General features: G+C 34.5%; 19 protein-coding genes and 1 tRNA gene. 17 read left to right on the top strand and 3 right to left on the bottom strand.

The features are described 5' to 3' along the window. Positions 1–6: 6 nt before the first annotated feature. Positions 7–1,272 (bottom strand): metallophosphoesterase family protein, encoded by a 1,266-nt coding sequence (locus AAGD68_RS05720; protein ID WP_253309362.1) that lies wholly within the window; start codon positions 1,270–1,272, stop codon positions 7–9. Between the two features lie 190 nt (positions 1,273–1,462). On the opposite strand from AAGD68_RS05720, the gene AAGD68_RS05725 reads away from it, so the two are divergent. The 8 genes from AAGD68_RS05725 (at position 1,463) to AAGD68_RS05760 (ending at position 9,731) form a co-directional block, all read left to right on the top strand. Then, a tRNA-Leu gene (locus AAGD68_RS05725) sits at positions 1,463–1,550 on the top strand. A gap of 31 nt (positions 1,551–1,581) precedes the next feature. Further along, positions 1,582–2,664 carry a GTP cyclohydrolase II gene (locus tag AAGD68_RS05730; RefSeq protein ID WP_253309361.1) on the top strand — a complete coding sequence of 361 codons (1,083 nt, stop codon included), beginning with the start codon at positions 1,582–1,584 and terminating at the stop codon, positions 2,662–2,664. A gap of 72 nt (positions 2,665–2,736) precedes the next feature. Next, positions 2,737–3,417, top strand: coding sequence for a virB8 family protein (locus AAGD68_RS05735; RefSeq protein ID WP_253309360.1), 681 nt, complete (start codon positions 2,737–2,739; stop codon positions 3,415–3,417). Beyond that, complete coding sequence (gene virB9 / locus AAGD68_RS05740; RefSeq protein WP_253309956.1) at positions 3,404–4,204, top strand: P-type conjugative transfer protein VirB9; 801 nt, start codon at positions 3,404–3,406, stop codon at positions 4,202–4,204. Before AAGD68_RS05735 ends, virB9 begins: the two co-directional genes overlap by 14 nt. 16 nt (positions 4,205–4,220) lie before the next feature. Continuing rightward, complete coding sequence (locus AAGD68_RS05745; RefSeq protein ID WP_253309359.1) at positions 4,221–5,717, top strand: TrbI/VirB10 family protein; 1,497 nt, start codon at positions 4,221–4,223, stop codon at positions 5,715–5,717. 1 nt (position 5,718) lies between these two features. After that, positions 5,719–6,711: a P-type DNA transfer ATPase VirB11 gene (gene virB11 / locus AAGD68_RS05750; RefSeq protein WP_253309358.1), complete on the top strand. Its 993-nt coding sequence runs from the start codon at positions 5,719–5,721 to the stop codon at positions 6,709–6,711. 30 nt (positions 6,712–6,741) lie between these two features. Next, positions 6,742–8,757, top strand: a complete 2,016-nt coding sequence (locus AAGD68_RS05755; RefSeq protein ID WP_265045125.1) for a type IV secretory system conjugative DNA transfer family protein — start codon at positions 6,742–6,744, stop codon at positions 8,755–8,757. Positions 8,758–8,879: 122 nt separating this feature from the next. Further along, entirely contained in the window at positions 8,880–9,731 is an 852-nt protein-coding gene (locus AAGD68_RS05760) for a P44/Msp2 family outer membrane protein (RefSeq protein WP_341814183.1), read from the top strand. A gap of 171 nt (positions 9,732–9,902) precedes the next feature. Here the strand turns inward: AAGD68_RS05760 and prmC are convergent, their stop codons facing one another. Continuing rightward, on the bottom strand, positions 9,903–10,742 hold the full coding sequence (gene prmC, locus AAGD68_RS05765) for a peptide chain release factor N(5)-glutamine methyltransferase (RefSeq protein ID WP_253309355.1): 840 nt from the start codon (positions 10,740–10,742) through the stop codon (positions 9,903–9,905). 597 nt (positions 10,743–11,339) lie between these two features. After that, the gene (gene ispF / locus AAGD68_RS05770) at positions 11,340–12,668 is read right to left on the bottom strand and encodes a 2-C-methyl-D-erythritol 2,4-cyclodiphosphate synthase (protein WP_253309354.1); all 1,329 of its coding nucleotides are present in this window, start codon (positions 12,666–12,668) and stop codon (positions 11,340–11,342) included. An 84-nt stretch (positions 12,669–12,752) separates the two neighbouring features. On the opposite strand from ispF, the gene AAGD68_RS05775 reads away from it, so the two are divergent. From AAGD68_RS05775 to polA, 9 genes are all read left to right on the top strand, one after another. Beyond that, on the top strand, positions 12,753–13,661 hold the full coding sequence (locus tag AAGD68_RS05775) for an alpha/beta hydrolase (RefSeq protein ID WP_253309353.1): 909 nt from the start codon (positions 12,753–12,755) through the stop codon (positions 13,659–13,661). Positions 13,662–13,710: 49 nt separating this feature from the next. Beyond that, positions 13,711–14,784, top strand: coding sequence for an AI-2E family transporter (locus AAGD68_RS05780; RefSeq protein WP_341814184.1), 1,074 nt, complete (start codon positions 13,711–13,713; stop codon positions 14,782–14,784). A gap of 129 nt (positions 14,785–14,913) precedes the next feature. Beyond that, complete coding sequence (locus AAGD68_RS05785) at positions 14,914–15,549, top strand: DnaA ATPase domain-containing protein (RefSeq protein ID WP_253309351.1); 636 nt, start codon at positions 14,914–14,916, stop codon at positions 15,547–15,549. 213 nt (positions 15,550–15,762) lie between these two features. Then, a complete protein-coding gene (locus tag AAGD68_RS05790; RefSeq protein ID WP_309166781.1) occupies positions 15,763–15,933 on the top strand; it encodes a hypothetical protein in 171 nt (56 codons plus the stop codon). After that, complete coding sequence (locus AAGD68_RS05795; RefSeq protein ID WP_253309350.1) at positions 15,923–16,909, top strand: tyrosine recombinase; 987 nt, start codon at positions 15,923–15,925, stop codon at positions 16,907–16,909. Before AAGD68_RS05790 ends, AAGD68_RS05795 begins: the two co-directional genes overlap by 11 nt. Positions 16,910–16,964: 55 nt before the next feature. Beyond that, a complete protein-coding gene (locus tag AAGD68_RS05800) occupies positions 16,965–17,690 on the top strand; it encodes a lysophospholipid acyltransferase family protein (protein WP_320109404.1) in 726 nt (241 codons plus the stop codon). A 51-nt stretch (positions 17,691–17,741) separates the two neighbouring features. Next, positions 17,742–18,011, top strand: coding sequence for a 30S ribosomal protein S20 (gene rpsT, locus AAGD68_RS05805; RefSeq protein ID WP_164225118.1), 270 nt, complete (start codon positions 17,742–17,744; stop codon positions 18,009–18,011). Positions 18,012–18,091: 80 nt separating this feature from the next. Next, entirely contained in the window at positions 18,092–19,342 is a 1,251-nt protein-coding gene (locus AAGD68_RS05810; RefSeq protein WP_253309349.1) for a citrate synthase, read from the top strand. Positions 19,343–20,952: 1,610 nt separating this feature from the next. Continuing rightward, positions 20,953–23,517 (top strand): DNA polymerase I, encoded by a 2,565-nt coding sequence (gene polA, locus AAGD68_RS05815; protein ID WP_265045127.1) that lies wholly within the window; start codon positions 20,953–20,955, stop codon positions 23,515–23,517. The last annotated feature ends 35 nt before the right edge of the window (positions 23,518–23,552 follow it).

Raw genomic sequence — 23,552 nt, forward strand, 5'->3', positions numbered from 1 at the left:
CAAGTCCTAAAATGAATCGACTATAGTTTTAATCCGTTTAAGTTTAAAATCTTCTGTTAGCTTCGCAGAATACATTTCCTTATTGTGTTGATTATAGAAGGTAAATTTGTGATCATCTAAGTTTAGTATTGCAAAGCCAAAACCGAAAAAGTTTCTAACCTCGTGTGCTAAGTAGTTTCTACCATTTGAATAGTCAAATTCTACATTTTGATAAACAGGCTCTTGATCTTGAGCGTGTAATAATGCACCACCGTTTCCAACTATAATCTGGTCTGGAACATTATCCATTAATAAAATCTGGGCTATATGAATGTGGCCAGAAACTATGGTAGTGACATTGCTTGGAAATTTATCTCCAAAAGCTTCAATTTGTGTAAGATTACCATGGCTTTTTAATGTCAAAAATTCTTTTTTTGGAGATCTCCAAAGCGGTTTATGAGTTAAAAACCACGTGGGCTTATCTTGTATCAATTTATCAAATTGCCTTTCAAAAGCATCAATTGTGCTTTGGGTTGTAAAAATATCCTCACCGGATGAAGAGTCGAAGATAAAAAATTTCATCGGTCCAGCATCTAAGGACCAACTAGAAACGAAGTTTCCACATTTTTCAGACGAAAAGGGGTATGAATCTAGATACCTGAACCATCCTTCATAAGCTCTATTACAACTCTCATGGTTTCCACGAACAAAAAGGAAAGGGGATTGTAATGAAATATCCTTTGCAGGCTCAAACCAATCAGCGTACCAAGCTTTTTTATTATATCCATAAATATCGCCACACTTTTTTGTATTTCTACATTTTGTTTGTCTATAATGATAATCACCAACATGGATAATTAAATCTGGTTTATGAAGGGCGATTGAATCTAAATTTTTTTTTAAAGGCCAGCTATCTACCGAATTACATTCCTGCTGAAATAACATATTTATTCTACAACCCGTGTCACCAATAAAAGCAATTTTATTAACCTTTTCTGGTAATATAGGAACTCGTAGATCCTCAATACTAATGTTTTTGGCACTTGTTTGTACTGTCAGTTCACAAACTGTTTCGTTATGATCACCATTGTTAATTGAGCTGCGATTCAGCATTTCTATTTCCTCGCCATCGACATAAACAATGGGACACATGTCATTGTCTGTAATTGCACGTATGCTTAATTTATTTTCTGGGATAACTTGAGACCATGTGTATAATATCTGTGCATGGACGAAATGAAAGCTAGTTATAAGAGAGAGAGCTAAAAAAATAAAGATATTAGCTACATTCATTTGTATAAAAACCTAAGTTAAAAATTAGTAGTAAGGTTATCTTAAATGATTAAAATTTATAATCACAAAATTCATAATCAAATTATACAAGTAATTTCTAAATTATTCTAGTATCAGATTGACACTCTAGATGAAAAATTCTAAAATGATTAAATAATTTAAAATAATTATATAAAAACTAGAATATAGTGCGGCCGTGGTGGAATTGGTAGACACGCAGCGTTGAGGTCGCTGTGGCTCATAAGGCCTTGGAAGTTCAAGTCTTCTCGGCCGCACCAGTTTTTTCATAGCTGCTTAATATGGGTAAAAATGTTTATAGGAAATCAGAGTAGCAATAAGGTAGAAAGAGCTATCAGCGAAATCAGGCGCGGCCGGCCAATTGTAATATATGATAAAAGTAATTACCTATTGTTCGCTGCTGCTGAGGCTTTAGAAAGAGATTTATTTAATCAATACAAGCTTATATCAAGTAATGTATATGTTACTTTAACTTCAAGTAAGGTAAAATACATATCTCAGAATAAAGAACATAACAGCAAACGTCTGTTGGTGAATAATTTTGATGAACTGCTCCATTTAATAAACTGTTCAAAGGAAGATTGCATAAGAGAGTTGCAATGCTCAAAGACAATAGATGAATGTGCTATTGCCTTGCTTAAGTTCTCAGAATTATTGCCATACGCGTTAGTGGCTGATATGACTTTTGAGAATAACCATGAAATGCGAAATTGGTGCGAGAAAAATGACGTTATTGCACTGGACACGTCATTCATAAATAATTTTCAAGAAAATCAGGATGTATATGAAGTGTGCAAAACATCATTATTTTTAAAACAGACTCAAGAAGTAAATATCATATCTTATAGAACAGAAAGTGGTGGAAGAGAACATCATGCAATTATCATTGGCAATCCAGATAAAGATGGCGAACCATTAGTAAGAATTCATTCTTCGTGCTATACGGGTGACTTGTTAGATAGCTTATCATGCGATTGCAGAAGTCAGTTACATCAAGCAATTCAAATGATAGCTGACTCTGGAAGTGGTATTATATTGTATTTGATGCAAGATGGAAGAGGCATTGGTTTAACTAATAAGTTAAGAGCTTACAGTGTGCAAAGAGGACATAATCTTGATACTGTTGATGCAAACAGAATATTAGGTTTTGAAGATGATGAAAGGAGTTTTGCTGTTGCAGCTAAAATGCTTAATAAATTGAACATTAACAAAATCCAATTACTTACAAACAATGATAGGAAATTGTCAGAATTGGAAAGTAGTGGTATAGGAGTTACAAAGTGTCTACCACTTATTGTGGAACGTAATAAATATAACGATTCATATATGGAAACAAAGTTTGGTAAGCTAGGCCATAGATTAAGAGTTTTTTAGCTTTTTTGTTGTAACTACTTTGTTAATTTGCTATGTTTATTAACATAAGTTAAGATTTTTAGGAATACTAAAATGCTAAGATTTTTTAAGCGAGAAAAAAATACTGAATCCTTAGATAAGGATATAGATTGGAATTCAAACCGCTACAGCACAGTTATTGCTCAAAGGAATATTCTACTTTTATTTGCATTAATATTATTAGCAACGATCTCTATCAGCATATTAGTCATATTTAAAATTAGCACAAGTAGCACTATTGAGCCATTTGTTATAGAAATTGACAAGAAATCAGGAATAGTGCAATTGGTTGATCCTGTCACAGTAAAACAATATTCTGCAAATGAAGCGCTAAACGTTTATTTTATTTCAGAGTATATAAAAGCAAGGGAGGTTTTTGATCCATATCATTATAATTATAACTATTATACAAAGGTGAGGTTGTTTTCCTCACCTAATGTGTATAATGAATTTAGAAATTATGTAGGATCACAGAATATGGATGATCTTTTTAATTTGTACTCAGATACCAAAAGTGAATTTAAAATTCGCTCAATTCAAAAATTGGGTAACGATGCTCTTCAGGTGAGGTTTTTTGTGGAATTTATACGGAAAGATGGAAGTTCCACAAGAAAAAATAAGATAGTTATTATGTCATATAGATATGCATCGCTTGAAATGGATGATCAGCAAAGATATATTAACCCATTAGGATTTCAAGTTATTTCATATAGAGTAGATGATGAATATGTATAGGATATTATTAGTTTTAGCTTTACTTGTAAGTGGCAATTTAAACGCATCCATTAATTATAATGAGCCTATTTCTGTAGATAGTAGAATAAAGACTTTTGTGTATAGCCCTAATGAAGTATTTACGGTGGTTTTTAGTCAGGGTTACTATTCTTATATTGAATTTGCGGAAGGAGAAAAAGTTAAAAATATCGCTGTTGGTGATGCATCAAGTTGGAAAATTAATCCTTATGACAATAAATTGCTTATCATGCCATTTGAAGTTAGTAGTCGCACTAACATGATTATTACAACAACTAAAAAAAGAAATTACATTTTTGATTTAATCTCAAGGCCAAACTACGATAAATACCCAGATACTGATGCTAAGAAAGTGGGTCACGATTATTCTGCTGAAAAGGATATATCTTACGTAGTACGTTTTTATTATCCTCAAGAAGAAGGTGAATTTGATCTTGATTTAGATGAGGTTTCTTTACCTACTCAAATGCAATATACTACAGACAAGCCAGAAAAAATAATACAAGAAAATGATACGAAGTACAATTATACATATATTGATGAAGGTGGTAATGCGGATATAGTTCCGATTGAGCTATTTGATGATGGTTATTTAACCTATTTAAAATTTAGAAATAATAATAAAATACCTCAGATTTTTGTAGAAGAGGAGGATAAACCTTGTAAAAGGCTGTTATTTGATGATTATGTTATAATAAAAGGAGTACATAAAAAGCTATTTATGCGTTATGAAGATGGTGAAGTTGAAATTATAAATAGGTCACTTTAGCTGTGGTATATGCAATATGAATAAAGAAAGGCGTAACAATTCAGAAGATGAATCAGAAATAGAGAACAAGGTAGTAACAGTTGGCTCTAATCAAGGTCATAGGGCATTGATGGTCATTATTTTAGTGCTTCTGGTTGGTGGAGTGTATTATCTCTATTTTAGTCCTTCTCATAAAGAGGGTTCAGAAGTTATTAAAAAAGAGGAAACAAAGCAAAATGTTCAAGAATTGAAGGGAAAGTTGGAACAAGTTCCAGATAATGTAATGGTTCCTGAAAGAATAATAACTGATCCCTTACCACCCTTACCTCCTCTTCCTACACCACCAATCATACCAGAAATAAAACAAATTAGAAAAGAAGAAGAGAAACCAAAAGAAACTCCTGTGTCAAATATACCTATTTTGCCAAAGCAAAATTTTCCTTCTAGTAATGTTATGGGCAATTTACCTACCTCGTTTCCTACAATAGGGGGTAGCGGTTATCCTAGAGACAGACGTAGTGCACAAATGTTAACAATTTCAAGTGATGGTGGAGAGAATAAGGCTGCTGATGCTATTTTATCTGACACTTCAGCACAATCGAGCAAAGCTACCAGAGTAGGAAAGCTTGGTTTAATGGTTACTCAAGGTAAAATTATTGATGCTGTTCTTGAAACTGCAATAAACTCTGATCTGCAAGGAATGCTGCGTGCTATGGTGAGTAGAGATGTTTATGCAGAAACTGGTGATACAGTTTTAATACCTAAAGGCTCAAGATTGATAGGCAGTTATTCATTTGACTCGAATGTCGCAAGAGCTCGTGTAAATATAAACTGGAGTAGGGTCATTCTTCCTCATGGAATAGATATTGCTATTTCATCACTTGGTACGGATGAACTTGGCAGAGCAGGAATAGCTGGAATAGTTGATAATAAAATAGTAAGTGCATTATTCTCTTCAGTGGCACTTGCTGGTGTTTCAATTGGTTCGGCTGTTATAGGGCAAAAGGCCTCTAATCTTATTGATACGCTAACTGCTATGGATGCGGTGAGATCCATCACTGCAACTGAAATAGATATCTCTTCTCTCAAAGGGGCTATTGTTGAGAGATTGGAGGATGCTATAAAAACTGAAGTTGGGAGGGTAGGAGACGAAAAATGGAAATTGGGTCTTAGGGCTATTGAAAAAATTCGGAATGCTAAAAGTGATCAGGATTTACTGAGAATAATAAAGGAAGAAATAGTAAGTGTGATAAAAAGTTCTGGAGCTAGTGGAGTTGATGCAATTACTAGTGACAATATCGGTATAACTTTAGACGATGTACGTCAACTGTTGAGGCAAACTCAGAAAAGAAGCAAGTCTGTTTATGATAAAGCAATCGGGAAATCAATCGAGGATTTTTCTAAAGATATGCGGGATATAGTAGGCAGATACACAGATAAAAAACCAACTATTTATGTTGATCAAGGCACCGCGTTGAAAGTATTTGTTAACCAAGATATAGTATTTCCTCCACAGGCAATATTAAATCAATGAAATGAATTATGCTGCACTTGATACATATTTGGAGCCATTACAAGGCATATTTCAAGAAGAAGGCGTAAATGAAATATCAATAAATAAGCCAAAGGAAGTATGGATTGAAAATCGCGGTGAAATAAGGTGTGAAAAATTAGAAGTATTCGATCTTAACCATTTGAAATCTCTTGGCAGACTGATTGCTCAAGCTACAGAACAAAAACTTAGCGAAGAAGCACCTTTACTTTCGGCAACATTACCAAATGGTTATCGTATACAGATAGTATTTCCACCAGCATGTGAACCTGATAAAGTAGTCATGTCGATTCGTAAGCCTTCTAGCATGCAATTAGCACTCGATGATTACGAAAAAATGGGGGCTTTTTCTGAAACTGTTACAGAAGCAACTGATAATCCAGTTGACCGTCATTTGGATTTACTGTTAAGGCAAAAAAAAATAAAAGAGTTTTTAGAATACGCTGTAATAAGTAAGAAAAATATTATAATTAGCGGTGGAACTTCCACTGGTAAGACTACTTTTACTAATGCTACTTTGCGTGCTATTCCAACTGAGGAAAGAATTATTACTGTTGAGGATGCAAGGGAAATCGTTTTGAACGATCATCCAAATAGAGTGCATCTGATTGCCTCCAAAGGAGGGCAGGGCAGAGCAAAAGTAACCACTCAAGATTTGATAGAGGCGTGCTTACGTTTAAGGCCAGACAGAATAATAGTTGGTGAGCTCCGTGGAGCGGAAGCTTTTAGTTTTCTTAGGGCGATAAATACTGGTCACCCTGGATCAATATCAACCCTTCATGCGGATAGTCCAACAATGGCCCTTGAGCAAATAAAATTGATGGTTATGCAGGCAAATCTTGGCATTCCTCCAGACCAAATTATACCATACATTAGAAATGTGATTGATATTGTTATTCAGCTAAAAAGAACCGGTGGGGGCAAAAGAAGCATTTCTGAGATATTATTTACTAGATCTGCAAGCGAAAATGCTTAAATTTATACATAAGTTAAAAAAGAGTAGTTTATGAGTAATGGAAATCACCTACGTAATATTCTCATAGGAGGTGTAGTAGCTTTTAGCGTACTTGAGTTTTGCTTCTATCTATCTGGTATATTGTTCTTTCTATTAGTTGACGGTCCGGATGCTGTGGATTTTAAGGCAATTAATCCTAGTTTGACGCCTTTCCCTCAAGCTCTTTGGCCAACGATTTTTGATCATATACAATATTGTTGGCACCACCCAGAGTTATATAGCCTTGAGCTCAAATTAAAATTAATTCTATCTTCTACAATGCCTATTGTTGTTTTAATGATTATCTTATGGAATTTAAGAGAAAGGATAATTGAGTGGCGACCATTTAAAAAGAAAGAATCACTTCATGGAGACTCGCAGTGGGCATCAGAGAAAGACATACGAAAAGCAGGATTAAGAAGCAAAAAGGGATTATTGCTTGGTAAAGATAAAAGAGGATACTTTATTGCTGATGGGTTTCAGCATGCATTGTTATTTGCACCTACAGGTTCTGGTAAGGGTGTTGGCTTTGTAATTCCTAATTTATTATTTTGGACTGACTCGGTAATTGTACACGACATAAAATTAGAAAACTATGAAATAACAAGTGGTTGGCGAGAACGACAAGGACAAAAAGTATACGTATGGAATCCAGCGCAGCCAGATGGAATAAGTCACTGTTACAATCCATTACAATGGATTAGTAAAAAACCTGGGCAGATGGTTGACGATGTGCAAAAAATAGCTAACCTCATCATGCCTGAACAAGACTTTTGGCAAAATGAAGCAAGAAGCTTATTTGTTGGAGTGGTATTATACTTACTTGCTGCACCAGAGAAAGTTAAATCTTTTGGTGAAGTTGTGCGTACGATGCGTAGTGATGACGTAGTTTATAATCTTGCTGTTGCTCTTGATACAATGGGTAAAATACTACACCCTGTAGCATATATGAATATTGCAGCTTTTTTACAAAAAGCTGATAAAGAAAGGTCGGGTGTTGTATCAACTATGAACTCATCGCTTGAATTGTGGGCAAACCCATTGATTGATACTGCAACTGCGTCAAGTGATTTTAATATTTTAGATTTTAAAAAGAAGAAAACTACAGTTTATGTTGGTTTAACTCCTGACAACTTGACTAGGCTCAGGCCTTTAATGCAGGTTTTTTACCAACAGGCAACTGAGTTTTTATGTAGAAAATTGCCATCGGATGACGAGCCTTATGGCGTATTGTTTTTAATGGATGAGTTTCCTACACTTGGAAAAATGGAGCAATTTCAAACAGGTATTGCATATTTTCGTGGTTATCGAGTTAGGTTATTCTTAATTGTTCAAGATACTGAGCAGCTCAAAGGAATATACGAAGAAGCAGGAATGAACTCCTTTTTGTCAAACTCGACTTACAGAATAACTTTTGCAGCCAATAATATTGAAACAGCTAATTTAATATCGCAACTTATAGGAAACAAAACTGTACAACAAGAATCGTTGAATAAGCCTAAATTTTTAGATTTAAATCCTGCTTCAAGGTCGTTGCATATCTCTGAAACACAGAGGGCATTGCTATTGCCTCAAGAAGTTATTATGTTGCCACGCGACGATCAGATAATTTTAATAGAGTCAACTTACCCAATTAAATCAAGGAAAATTTTGTACTATAGTGATAGCACCTTCACAAAAAGACTGCTCAAGCAAACTCGTGTGCCTACACAAGAACCATATGACCCAAACAAAGTTCTTTCTGCTGCTGCGAGCAAAGATAAGGTTAATAACGAGGGGAATAATGCTCTTGAGGGGCCTAGCGCTGCTGATTATCCTGCTGAAACTAAAACAGAGGATGCAGTGTATGATGAATCAGATGAATTTGCAGACGAAGATATTGATGATGAAGATATTGACGATAAGTTTGAAGATGATGATGACGGGTTTGATGACGAGAGGAGCGATGATGGGTTTGATGACGAAGACGAGGAGGATGAATTTGAAGATGAGGATATTGACGATAAATTAAAAAATGATCAAAAATAAAGGTTAACTTTGCCTATTTTTAGCTCAGAAAAGTGCAAGTTATGCAAATAATTAGGTTTTTCATATTAAGCCATTTTTAATTAATTAGTATTAGATTAGCTATTTTAACTAGGGGAGTAGTAATGATTAGTAAAAAAACATTAGCGGTTACAGCACTTGCTTTGCTGTTGTCACAACAATCTTTTGCAAGTGAAACAGAAGGGTTTTACTTTGGCAGTGGGTATTACGGTCAATATTTAAATTACATGGGTGAGTTGAAAGCAAAAATTGGAGATACTGCTGCTACAGCTGCCAATAATGTATCTGTAAATGACAGGAGTGCTCAGAATACAGAAGGTCAATCACTAAGTAAGTATAAAGGAGATTATAATCCACCTTTTGCTGCAAATGTGGCACTTGGTTATACAGGGGAATTGAATGGCAATAGCTACAGAGCTGAATTGGAAGGAATGTATTCTTCTGTAAAAGTGGGTAATATTGGTTTAGCAAGCAGCCAGATAACAATATCCTACATAAAGGATAAAGCTAACCCAGAAGAGAGATATGGAGCAATAGTCAATCATGACCAGATAGAAAACGCGTCTTTAATGGCAAATGTTTATCATCATTGGAAAAGTGACCGTTTCTCTTTTTTTCCTTACGTTGGTATTGGAGTCGGTGCAACAAGAATGAAAATGTTTGAAAAATCGTCAATAAGACCCGCAGGTCAATTAAAAGCTGGCCTTGATTATCGCATAAACGAAGATGTAAATATGCATATTGGATATAGAGGTTTTGGTGCTATTGGTAGCAGTGAGTTCAAACTAGAAACCTCAAAGTGGGATCCCAATTTTAATAATGGCGCAGGTAAGCCAAAAGGTAAAATGGTTGAACAAACAGGTGATAATCAAGTATCTACTACCATACAGAATGGCTTTTTTCATACACACGGCATAGAGGCTGGCCTTACTTTCCACTTTGCCAGCAAAGCTTAAACATGTTGCCCTTTTAAAAAATGCATAAAACCGTTCCTGTCATCCTATGGCTTGACCATAGGATCTAGTTAAATATAGATCCCAGTGTCACGCACTGGGATGACGAGGTAGAGGGTACTGGAATGACATAGGATAATATGGGATGAAGGAGATAATACAAGAAAACATTAGCTATGTTTTTTGCACAACAATGCACCTCTTCATTCCTGCCAAATCATGTACATATTCCTGAAAAGCTAATTTGTATGAGGGTATTATTTTGTCAATATCATTTTGATCTTCACCTATCTCCAATATCGCAAACCCATTTTTTTTAAGACACCTCCTTAATATTGAAAAAATACTCAAGTAACAGTTTAAACCATCAATTCCACCATCAAGAGCAATTCTTGGTTCCTTTTGCACTTCGGCTTGCAGGTCTTTCAATTTGCTTCTTTTAATATATGGAGGATTACTGATTATAAGATCGAATGAACCTCTGCACTCTGTCCATGAGCTTGGAAATATTTTGGCTCTGCTGAGAAGATTATGTTTCTTTGTGTTCTGATAGGCAACTTTGTATGCTTCCAAGCTTTTTTCAAAACCGATCCCAACGGCATTTTCATACTCACTAAGTACGGATATCAATAAACAACCTGTGCCTGTACCAAAATCTGCAATTTTTAGTCTCTGCTTTTTATTTGGGTAATATTTTAACACTGCTAGGATTATTGTTTCACTATCTGGTCTTGGATCCAAAACATGCTGGTTAACTATAAAATTTTTACTCCAGAATTCACGATTACCTATTATTTGCGATATTGGATATCTTTCCGCTCTTTTTTTTGTTAATTTCCAAAATAAAAGTTCTTTCTCCATCGGCACTTGATCAGCATGGTTCATAATTATGAATGATCTTTCCACTCCAAGTACGTGCTGCATGATGATTTCACAATCTAAATGTGGTGATTCAACTTTATGTGACGATAATAACTCCGATCCTTCTTGAATTAAAGTGCTGATTGTTTTCATTATTCTAAAAATGTGTTCCTTTCAGCCAAGAATAGCAATTCCAATTTAGGGTAGCTGCACTAAATCCAAGTGTCAAGCATGGGTTCTTGCATAACCTAAACAGAAAAAAGATACAAGGTATTATTTTAGATATAAGCTATAAATATTTAAGAAATTTACCAAATGAAAAAAAAGGCAAAAGAAGCCCCGTGGTTGGCTAATTACTTACATTATACTTTCAAGTATGGCGTTTTTTAAGTCTTAAACACTGCAATTTAGCTGCTTTTAAATGCAACTCACCTTAGTTTAAATGTTTAAGAAATTTACTAAGCAGAAAAAAAGGCAAAAGAAATCCCGTGTTAGCTAGTTGTCACTCTCTAATCCTGCAAATTGGCGTACTATACTGTCTTAAACGACTTATAAGCGCGTTTCAGCTTATATAGGTAAAAACCCAGAAATGTTGTGAAGACATAAGGTGCACATAGTGCAAAAAATTAAAAATAAGACGCCAACTACGTTGTTTTCTTGCTGTTTAATCTGCACAGATGAAGATAACTGAATACCTTCAGTTTCATGATAAGGGGGTTGGCGGAGTTTGTCAAGGAAGTTTTTTCGTTTCTATTCCCAATAAAAGTTTGTATGCAATAACACAGAAGCATATGCTGCTATTCCTTCATTTCTTCCAAGAGAACCTAATTTTTCTGCAGTGGTTGCTTTGACATTTACGAATTCATCATCAATCTCTAATGCTTTTGATATGAATTTCTTCATTTCTACTTTGTAAGGCGATATTTTAGGCTCCTCACAAACTATAGTAATATCTAAATTAGACACGCTGTACCCTTTTTCCTTTGCTTTTTTAGCAGCAAAGTCAAGAAAGTGAGATGAATTGCAATCTTTCCATTCAGAGGAACTAGGAGGAAAGTGCTCTCCTATGTCGCCACATCCCAGTGCTCCGAGTATTGCATCAACGATTGCATGTATTGCAACATCACCATCAGAGTGCGCTTCTATTGCCATGTTGTGTTCAATTTTCACACCGCAAATTTTTATAAAGCTCTCAGCACCATTTTGAACTTTAATGAACTTATGTATATCATAACCAGTTCCGACACGAAATTTTGGCTCTTCAAAGAGAAGCTTTGCCATATTGATATCCTCTTTTGTGGTTAACTTAAAATTGCTTTTCTCACCTTTAATAATCGCAACATGTTTTTTGTGCTCTACCATTAGTGATGAATCGTCAGTAAATTCTTTGTCTGATTGATGGCACGATAATAATTCTTTGAAATTAAAAATTTGAGGAGTTTGTATGGCTCTGAGTTTTCCTCTTGAAATCGTAGATTCAACGAAATTATTACCCACCAATGACATAGTGTCTTCGACTTCTATTGCTGGTACTACTCCTGTATATTGATCATTAATCATGGACTGAGCCAAGTTATCTATCAGAACATCTGACACAAAAGGCCTACAAGCATCGTGTATAACTACAAAATCTGGGTTAATTTTTTGTAAGCTTTCAAGCCCTAGTTTAACTGAATTTTGCCTGTTTTCTCCTCCATATATTGGACTTAGTAATTTAGTATCTACACCTCCTGTCATCCAAGTAGCTTGACTACTTGGATCCATACTTTCTTTTTTTCTAGATTCCAGCGTCACGCGCTGGAAGGAGTGTACTGCTGATTTTTCACTTAAATAATGGTTGGATAAGAGATCCATTGCTTCCCTATAAAAACTTTCATGGTCTCTATTAATTGCTATTCTTATGTAATCTATATATTGGTTAGCCAGAAATCTTTTAATTGCATGAAATAAAACAGATTTACCTGCAAGTTTTGTATACTGCTTAGGAATTGTGTTACTGCATCTACTGCCTACTCCTGCTGCAACTATTAATGCTGCTATTTTGTATTTCTTAAGTCTGTTAGTGTGCATATTTATCATTTTCAGCGTAAGTGTATAGTAACAAGTTATTTACAGTTTTAAAAAAAGAGTGTATTATCTTATAAGATATAATACGATGCTAGAATGCACATTACTAAGTGTAATAAAGAAAATGAGATACACCTTATATTCTTTCATGGAATAGGGGATAATCATAAAAATGCTCAACAATGCTTACAGCATTTATGTGGCAGAAATAGGCTAAAAGCTATTGCTCATACACATAAATATCCGGCTATATTCCAAAACTACATAACTTATGCTGCAGTTAGCTTTTTGTTCCTCGTGGCATCTGTATCAGCGCCCATTGCAATATTACTACTTATAAGCCCCATAACAGCTGGAGTAGTTGGTTTAGCAAGCTTAGCTGCTCTAACTTGCATTTTTTTATCCGTAATGCTTATTATTATTCCCTTTATAAATAGAGATCAAAGTTTGCTTAAGCCCTCGATAGAAGAAATCAATGAATTAATGGACAAGGGTGTGAGGCCTGAAAACATTATACTTTTTGGCCATTCCTTTGGAGGAGCAGTTGCATCGGCAGTTTTGAAGCACTTTGCAGACAAAAACGTTAAACTTGGAAGTGTTATTTTTACTAGCACTTTCAGCTCTTTTCATACAGCAATAGGGCATTTTCCGATCCCTCAAGCAAAAATTTTAAGTATGTTGCCCTCATCCATTTTTAAAAAATTGCTAAAGGCTTTAGATCTAGATTTTGATTTAGTGAACGATATACGAAAGTTGCGAGATGAGGGAAAATTGAATATGCCAATAATAGTTATTAATAGCAAAAGAGATTACTTAATACCACAACCTGCACAATTGGCGCACGCAATAGAAAATGATGTATTGCTACGTGGAAAATTGATCAAGATTGTTAATTCGAAAAGGTATGAAGATGATCCACATAACGGAGTTTTATCTAGTTGGGAATTGGGTGAAAATTTGATTGACCTAATACTTAATAAAATTGATAAAACAATGAATAGATAGTATTTACAATAAACTGTATATTTTTCAGTAAATTGACTATGCTAAACGCATGCAAAAACGTCATATAACTATTTGTTTTATACTGCTTTTTATAATAGGGATGTTATTCCTGATGCGTCCTATGATTTTTCCATGTTTAATGTCTATTGTTATTGCATATTTGTTTAATCCGCTAGTAGTCAAGTTTGAAAAGTATAGAATACCGCGTTCATGTTCTGTAATTTTTATAATACTTGTTTTATTAATAGCTTTTATACTAGTTATAACATTTGTTTTACCTATTATATATGTTCAAATTACTTCAATATTAAATTTCTTAGTGAGTAAAGTGCCTTCATTAAAACTTAAAGTAATCCCCTCTGTATTAGAATTTCTTAATATAAAAATCGAGGATAGCTTATTTGATCACTTATCTAAAAATCTAGCAGAAAATGACAGCGACTATGTATCTTATTTCATAAATGCTCTTGATATTGCTAGTAACTTTATAATCCAAGTGTTAAGTTCAAGCTTTAGCTTGATTCACACGGTATCATTAATGGTGATTACTCCTGTAGTGTTTTTCTATATATTACGTGATTGGCCTTTAATTATAGAAAAAGCTAATAAATTAATTCCTGTTTCTTATAGAGAAAAAGTTGCAAATTATTTTTCCAAAGTGGATTTCATCATATCTAATTATCTAAAGGGGCAGGTAAATGTATGTATTGTCATGATGGTCTTTTACTCTGTGAGCCTGAGCATAATCGGATTGAAACACTCTATTGTTATTGGAATTTTATCAGGAATATTAACGTTCATACCTTACGTAGGACCATTATTATATACCATTATTGGGTTTTTGAGCGCTATTACTCAATTTAGTGAATGGTTTGAAAGTGCTGCCGTTTTGCTATTATTTGGTGTTGGACAATTAATAGATTCAAACATATTAGTTCCTTTATTAATAGGAAAAAAAGTTCATATACATCCAACTGTAATTATTCTGGGAATTACTATATGCGCTTCATATTTTGGATTTACAGGTATATTACTTTTTATTCCAATAATAGCAATGTTCAATGTATCAGTAGAATATGCAATCAATAAATATTTTAAAAGTGAGCTTTATAAAAACGGCTAACAGACCTTTTGCATAATCAATTTATGGTAAGAGGAGAAATGAGCCCAGAATACCTGAGATATTTGAGGAGCGTAAGTAAATTTCTGCGCAAAAATTACTACCAGAAAGAGGTTACGTAAGAGGTTTAATGTGCAATTAAATTTATTTAACAACAATCAAGCTGATTATAGTCGGCAAAATTACATCATCTTAGATGAAAATAAGCACATATATAATTCAGTAATTGAGGATTTATCTTGGAAATCTCTCATTCTTTTTGGACCTAAAAGCTCTGGTAAAACTCATCTTGCTCATATTTGGCAGTCAATAAACGATGCAATTTTTATCAATGTGAATAACTTTGTAAGCGAGATTAGGTATAGCGATGCTTTTATTTTAGAAGACGTACAAAACATTAAAGATGAAGAAATGTTATTACATTGTTACAATTACATGAAAGAAAATGATAAGAAGCTGCTAATCACTTCTTCAATTTCGCCAAAAAAACTTAACTTCAAACTAAGAGATTTAAGTTCTCGAATATTATCAACTATCAGCGTAAAAATTTTGCCTGCAAGCGAAGAATTATTAAGAATCATGCTAATAAAACGATTTTCAGATAAACAGTTAAAAATTGATTTAAAAGTGATTAATTATATTTTAGCAAGAATAGAACGTTCTTTCTATAGCATTGATAAAATTATAGAGAAGATAGATAATGAATCTATAGGGTCAAATGTGACCGTTCCTTTTATTAGCACTTTATTTAAAAAAGATGCCATTTGATTTCTTCTTTTGTAAAGTACTCATTGTATATATTAAAAATTTATTAACACCCATAACACTAACGTAATTGAAATCTCTATCTGTCCATGTTAGAATTATAATAAATGTTATGTTATAATAAATATAGATAGATACAGCTAAGAAGTATTCTATATTTATAGTAGAGCTCACTTTATAAGGTGTTTTTTATAGATTTGACGTTATAATTTAACTATGATAAGAGTAAGATTAAATTTAAAAAAAAGGTTAAAGCAAAGGTTTGTGATGTTCACTCTATTGATAAATGCCTTATTTGTCTCATATTTTCTCATAAGACACATAGGAAACACTTCCAATCAAATTATAGCCAAAGAAATAAATATAGGAGCTGATAATGAAAAATAAACAGTCGCAAAATAAAAAAGAAAATCTTTACATAACATATTACATAGATGCTTTGGCTTCAGAGAGGTCCGCTACACAAAATACTCTGGAAAGTTATCGTTCGGATTTACACCAGTTTGAAGAATTTTTATTAGAAAGCGGCACTACCTTGGTTGGCGTAAACAAAACCAATATTAAAGATTATGTGAAATATCTATGTACACAAAAAAAATATAAAAGTAGCTCTATATCAAGAAAAATATCCGCTATGAAAAATTTCTATAAGTGTCTATTTAATGACGGAATAATAGATTTTAATCCAGCACCGGCTAATGATGCTGAATTAAAGAATCCAAAAGTTTCTCGTCCTTTGCCTAAGTATTTAAGTGTCGAAGAAATATTTTTGCTAATGGACGCAGTGAGAAAATCAGCAAGCGAATCGAATAAAGAGATAAGCAGTAAAAGGCTATGTGCGATTTTAGATATCCTTTACTCTTCTGGAATGCGTGTTTCTGAACTAATTGATATGAAGTTATGTGAAGTGTCACATTTAATAAACAGTAATAACAAAGAATGCTATATAATAATAAAAGGAAAAAGTGGTAGAGAGAGGCAAATTCTTTTTAATGAACAAGCATTGCAGAGCCTTAGAAATTATTTATCAGTTCGTGACAATCTGATCCCTAACGAAAAGGAATCCGATTGGCTATTCCCAGGTGATAAACCTAATAAACCAATTACAAGGCAGAGGGTCGGTCAATTAATGAAGGAGTTAGCAAGAAAATGCAATATTGATGAAAATAAGATCTCTCCACACGTGATTAGGCATTCTTTTGCTACCCATCTACTGGATAGCGGAGCAAATATTGTGTTGATACAGAAAGTTCTTGGCCATACTAACCTTTCTACAACACAAATATATACTCATATTGCTAACGAAAAGTTAAAGGACAAATTAGCTGATTCGCATCCTATTACTCAGATGATCAATAATTAAACTTATTGCTTTTAATTTGTAGTAAAGTTAAATTCAAATAAGTTTATGTGAGTTTGTGATTTCAAGTTTATTGTTTAATTTCTTCCTTATATTATGGGAAGTATTCTATACTTTAATTGCTCTCCCTGTAATTTTCTTTCCTGAGTATGTAATAACCATTTTCCTCGTCTGTTCGGTGAGAGTTGTATTATTCATGCTGCGTTTATTATGTGGCATTAAATATGAAGTGAGGGGAATGGAAAACATTCCTAAGCAACCTTTTATCATTGCATCTAAACACCAATCTCCATTTGAAACATTTATTTTTATACTACTATTTAGAAAAGCGGTTTTTATTTTAAAACGTGAATTGAAATGGATTCCATTCATTGGTTTACATCTTATAGCGCTGAAAATGATTTTTATTAACCGTTCAGATGGTATCAGTTCTATACGCCATATAATTAAACTAGCAAAAATGCGTATAAAAGAAAATAGAAGCATAATAATATTTCCTGAAGGTACAAGAACGACTATAAACCAAAATATAAAATATCAACCAGGTATTGCTGCTTTATATAGCGTATTATCTGTTCCTGTGTTACCGGTTGCTTTAAAGACTGGTTTGTTTTGGCCAAAAAGCATACTTTCTCTGAGAAAGAATCCCGGAAAGGCAGTAATAGAAATATTGCCCCCAATATATCCTGGGTTAAACAAAAATGAATTCTTGCAAAGTTTAGAAAAAATTATTGAAGAGAGAAGCAGTAGATTAACCATAGAAAAAACTGATATTGCAAATTAACAAAAAAACTTTATAATTAAAAAAAAAGTACAGTATTTTAGGTATTAATATATGGCAAATCATAAGAGTGCTAAAAAAATGATAAAGGTAATAGCAAAGCGCACTTTAATAAATAAGATGCGGAAAAGTAAAACTCGCACCGCTATTAGAAAATTGGTTGATATAATCAAGTCTGGCAACAAAGAAAATGTTGTTCTGGCATTTCGGAATGCTGAATCTAATTTACACAAGTGTGTGAATAAAGGTGTTATTCATAGGAATACTGCTGCGCGTAAAATAAGTCGCTTAAATGCAAAAGTAAAAGCATTGATGACCGCTTAATACGGTTAATGTAAAGTTAACTGTATTAATATATACTCTTCAGTTTGTATATTCTGTATAAAATTTAAGTAGCTTAAGTGATGGATAAAAAAGTGCTATTAGAACTAAGTAATGGATTAAAAATTGAGCTACCCATATTAAGTGGAACAATAGGTCCTGACGTGTTAAATATCAAGGATTTATATAAGACGACAGGATTATTCACTTATGATCCGGGGTTTGTTTCCACAGCTTCATGTTCTTCTTCGATTACATTTATTGATGGAGATGAAGGAGTTCTTAAATATAGGGGACATGATATAGCTGATTTGGCAGAGAATAATAGTTTTACTGCTGTGATTTATTTATTACTCTATGGTGAACTACCCAGTTCAGAGCAACACAAAAAATTTCTTCTCAAAATACAAGAATCATCCAAAGTATCAGAGCAAGTTACAAATGTAATCAAAGCATTTCCAAAAACTGCTCACCCTATGTCGATTTTAGTTGCATGTTTTGCAAATTTGTCAGCATCTTACCATGAAACACATGGCAACAATGTCAATGGTGAAGATTTAGATTTTGGAATTTCTGCAATAGCACAAGTTCCTGCAATTGTTGCAATGATTTATAGGCATATCAACAATCAGGAATTCATAAATGCTAACAATGAATTAAGTTACAGTGAAAATTTCTTAAAGATGATATTTGGCGATGCTGTTGATAATGATAAAAGCGCCCTTTTTGCAAAAGCTCTGGATAAAATATTTACTCTCCATGCTGATCATGAACAGAATGCTTCTACGGCGGCTGTCAGATTGGTGGGATCGGCTGGCTCTAATCTGTTTGCAAGCCTCTCTGCAGGAGTTGCTACACTTTGGGGACCAGCACATGGTGGAGCTAATGAAGCAGTTATAAATATGCTAAAAGAGATAGAGCAAAGTGAAGATATAGATAAATTCATCGAAAAAGCTAAAGATGATAAAGATCCATTTAAATTGATGGGATTTGGACATCGTGTTTATAAAAATTATGATCCGCGCGCGCGGATATTGAAAGACGCTTGTCATGAGGTTCTAAGTAAACTAGAACAAAATAATGAATTGCTCAAAATTGCAAAAAAACTTGAAGAAATAGCTTTAAAGGATGAATATTTTATCGTGCGTAAGTTATATCCAAATGTTGATTTTTACTCAGGTATAATAATGAATGCTATCGATATTCCCTCAAATATGTTCACGCCTATTTTTGCACTTGCAAGAACCACTGGTTGGGTTACTCAGTGGTATGAAATGATAAATGATAAAGAAACTAAGATCTGTAGACCAAGGCAACTCTATTTTGGTAAATAAATTTATTTTCACTTCATTAGACTTCTTGTATAACCCAAGCTAAGTAGAAAAAAGGTATAGCTAACACGTCATACCGTGATTTATTCATGGTATCTCTAGATCCCGCTAACAAGTAGCGGGATGACGAGATGCCACCGCGAACCGTCATACTGCCGCAGACCGTCATACCGCGATTCATTCGCGGTATCTCATCCGCTAACACGTAGCAGGATGACGAGGTTATCGTCATACCACCGCGAACCGTCATACCGCCGCGAACCGTCATACCGCCGCGGTATCTCACCTGCTAACAAGTAGCGGGATGACGAGTTACTATACCACCGCGAACCGTCATACCGCGATTCATTCATCGTCATACCGCGATTCATTCGCGGTATCTCTTAGCCGCTAACAAGTAGCGGGATGACGAGCTTATCGTCATGCCACCGCGAACCGTCATATCGCCGCAGACCGTCATACCGCCACGAACCGTCATACCGCCGTGGTATCTCTAGATCCCGCTAACAAGTAGCGGGATGACGAATTACTTAACCATCATCTACACCGTCATACCGCCGCGGTATCTCTTAGCCGCTAACAAGTAGCGGGATGACGAGTTACTATACCACCGCGAACCGTCATACCGCCGCGGTATCTCTTAGCCGCTAACAAGTAGCGGGATGACGAGTTACTATACCGCCGTGAACCGTCATACCGCCGCGGTATCTCTTAGCCGCTAACAAGTAGCGGGATGACGAATTACTTAACCATCATCTACACCGTCATACCGCCGCGGTATCTCTAGATCCCGCTAACAAGTAGCGGGATGACGAGATGCCACCGCGAACCGTCATGCCACCGCAGACCGTCATACCACCGCGAACCGTCATACCGCCGCGGTATCTCTAGATCCCGCTAACAAGCAGCGGGATGACGAATTACTTAACCATCATCTACACCGTCATACCGCCGCGGTATCTCTAGATCCCGCTAACAAGTAGCGGGATGACGATTGTCGTTTAGCCACAAATATTAAGAAATTTACCAAATAAAAAAAAAGGCAAAAGAAGCCCCGATTAATATCTATTTAAAAACATTGGCGTTTTTTAAGTCTTAAACACTGCAATTTAGCTGCTTTTAAATACAACTTACCTTAGCTAAAATGTTTAAGAAATTTACTAAGCAGAAAAAAAGGCAAAAGAAACCCCGTGTTAGCTAGTTGTCACTCTCTAATCCTGCAAATTGGCGTACTATACTGTCTTAAACGACTTATAAGCGCGTTTCAGCTTATATAGGCAAAAACCTAGAAATGTTGTGAAGACATAAGGTGCACATAGTGCAAAAAATTAAAAATAAGACGCCAACTACGTTGTTTTCTTGCTGTTTAATCTGCACAGATGAAGATAACTGAATACCTTCAGTTTCATGATAAGGGGGCTGGCGGAGTTTGTCAAGTAGCTTTTTCGTTTCTATTCCCAATGTTATATGGTTATGCAAGAAGTCTAATTGGTATAACCATGCATGAATGCTATTTTCGGCAGAATCTCTTACAATGCTCAAAAGCAGAAAAACAAAAACTTGATTTTCGCAGCTAAATAGTGGACCATCAAAAGCACGCATAAATATCTACAATGAAAGAAAAAACTTTCACAATCATCGATGGCTATGGTTTTCTTTTCAGAGCTTACTATGTACTACCTCACTTAATTACCACAACAGGAATGCCAATAGGTGGTGTATATGGCTTTCTGAATATGGTTCTTAAGTACATTGCCCATTCGGACTACTTAACTATAGCACTTGATGCAGGAAAAAAGAATTTTAGGCACAATTTATATCCTGAATACAAAGCAAACAGAGTAACGCCTCCTGAGGATCTAATTCCACAGTTCACCATACTGAGGGAAGCGGTAGAAGCTTTTAACCTCAGCTATGAAGAAATTGAAGGTTATGAAGCAGATGACATAATCGCAACACTAGCTGCAAAATACGCCAACCACCAAGACTTTAAAGTGGTAGTCGTTTCATCAGATAAAGATTTATTTCAACTCTTGAACCACAATATTTTAATATTCGACCCCATTAAAAATATATATATAGATGAAAAACAAGTAATAGAAAAATTTGGTGTAAACTCACACAAGCTTCTTGATTTATTTTCTCTAACTGGTGATGCATCTGACAACATTCCAGGCGTTCCGGGAATAGGTCCGAAGACTGCAGCTAAATTACTAGATGAATTTGATTCATTGAATAATATTATAGAGAACATTGATAACATCGAGCAAACGAGGATTCGTAATATTCTTGCTGAACATAAGGAAAAAGCGCTAATTTCAAGAGAACTTTTATCACTATGCGAAAAAGTAGACCTTCAACATGATATTGCAAAATGTGAAGTTCGCCCTCCAAATATGGAAAAACTATTATCCTTTTTAAAGAAGTATGAATTCAATTCCTTAATAGGTAAAATAGAAAAGCTTTTTTCCTATAATGGATCTAGCACAAAAGAGAAAATAGAATATAGTAGTGAAGAGTTAGAGAAATTTTTGGAGCATTGTAGATATGAAGGCAAAATTGCAATTCATTACCACCTTGAAAACAATGTATTAAGTCTATCTTATAGCGAAAGTAATATTTTTTGTATAGAGCAAGATAGCATACAAAATGCACTCATTACAATCAACTCAACTTTACTCTCAAATGGGGTGCTTAAAATAATACATAACATTAAAGAGATGAGGAAAATCTTCCCTGCAGTGGAGAAGATGCTAGATTCAGTTGATGATTTGATGATAATGTCGTATAGCTTGGATACAGGAAAACATGATCACAGTATTCCAAACATAGTTGCGCATAATTTGAGTGAAAATGCAGAAATTTTCTCGGCAAAAACTTTAATAGCAATTCATGAAAAGCTAAAGCAAAGGTTATTTCAGGAAAAATTGTTCACAATTTACGAGCGCTTCGATAAGCCACTTATGAAAGTGATATTTAATATGGAGAAAAATGGAATATTGCTAAATATTCAAAAATTACAGGAGCTGTCCGATAAATTTCAGCAGGTAATTGCTGTACTTGAAAGTGAGATATATAATTTGGCAGGGGAGAAATTCAACATTGCGTCACCAAAACAATTAAGTGATGTTTTATTTAATAAAATGGGGCTTAATAAAAAGAAAAAGTCAAAATCTGGATCGTATAGCACCAATTATGAAGTTCTAGAGGCACTCGAAGAAGAAGGGGTAGAAATTGCAGGTAAAATTTTAAGTTGGCGACATTCAAGTAAATTGAAGAGTACCTACACTGATGCATTAATAAAACAGGTTGATCCGCTCGATGATAGAATACACACAAGCTTTTCAATAACTGCAACTGCAACTGGAAGGCTGAGCTCCAGCAATCCTAATTTACAGAATATTCCTATCAGAAGCGAAGAGGGAAATCTTATCAGACAAGCATTTATTGTGCCAAAAGGGTGCAAGATAATCTCTGCTGACTATTCGCAAATAGAATTGAGGCTCCTGGCACACGTTGCAAACGTTGCAGCATTTAAAGAAGCTTTTGCAAACGGACAAGATATTCACGATATCACCGCTAGGCAAGTTTTTGGAGTGCAAGAAATAGATGAGCAATTAAGACGCAAAGCAAAATCCATTAATTTTGGAATTATATATGGAATCAGCCCGTTTGGCCTTGCAAAACGGCTTGGAATTACCATTGCGGAAGCTGCTGAATACATTAATTACTATTTTTCCTGTTACCCAGAAATAAAGGCCTATATGGAAAAAGCAGTGTCTATCGCAAGATTGCATGGTTATGTAGAAACTTTGTTTGGCAGGAGATGCTTTGTAAGAGACATAAACAATACAATTCCTTATGTAAGACAATTTGCAGAAAGGGCAGCGATAAATGCACCACTGCAAGGAACTGCTGCTGATATAATAAAACGTGCGACGATTCAGCTTTTTGATCAGTTAAAAGTAGGTAAAATAATCCTCCAAATTCACGATGAACTACTGGTTGAAGTAGAAGACGAAAAGGTACAAGAAACAGCAAAACTTATGAAAGACGTAATGGAAAATGCAATAGAAATTTCTATACCACTTGAAGTAGAAATAAAAATTGGCGACAACTGGGCTCTTAATTATGACTTAAACATGGCAGATTCTAAGAGTATAGATTATTTGAATTAATATGAAAAATATGCTACAATTAAAGTATAGTAAAT

Origin of the sequence: Wolbachia endosymbiont (group A) of Machimus atricapillus (genome assembly GCF_964027095.1) — a bacterium.
Lineage (GTDB): Bacteria > Pseudomonadota > Alphaproteobacteria > Rickettsiales > Anaplasmataceae > Wolbachia.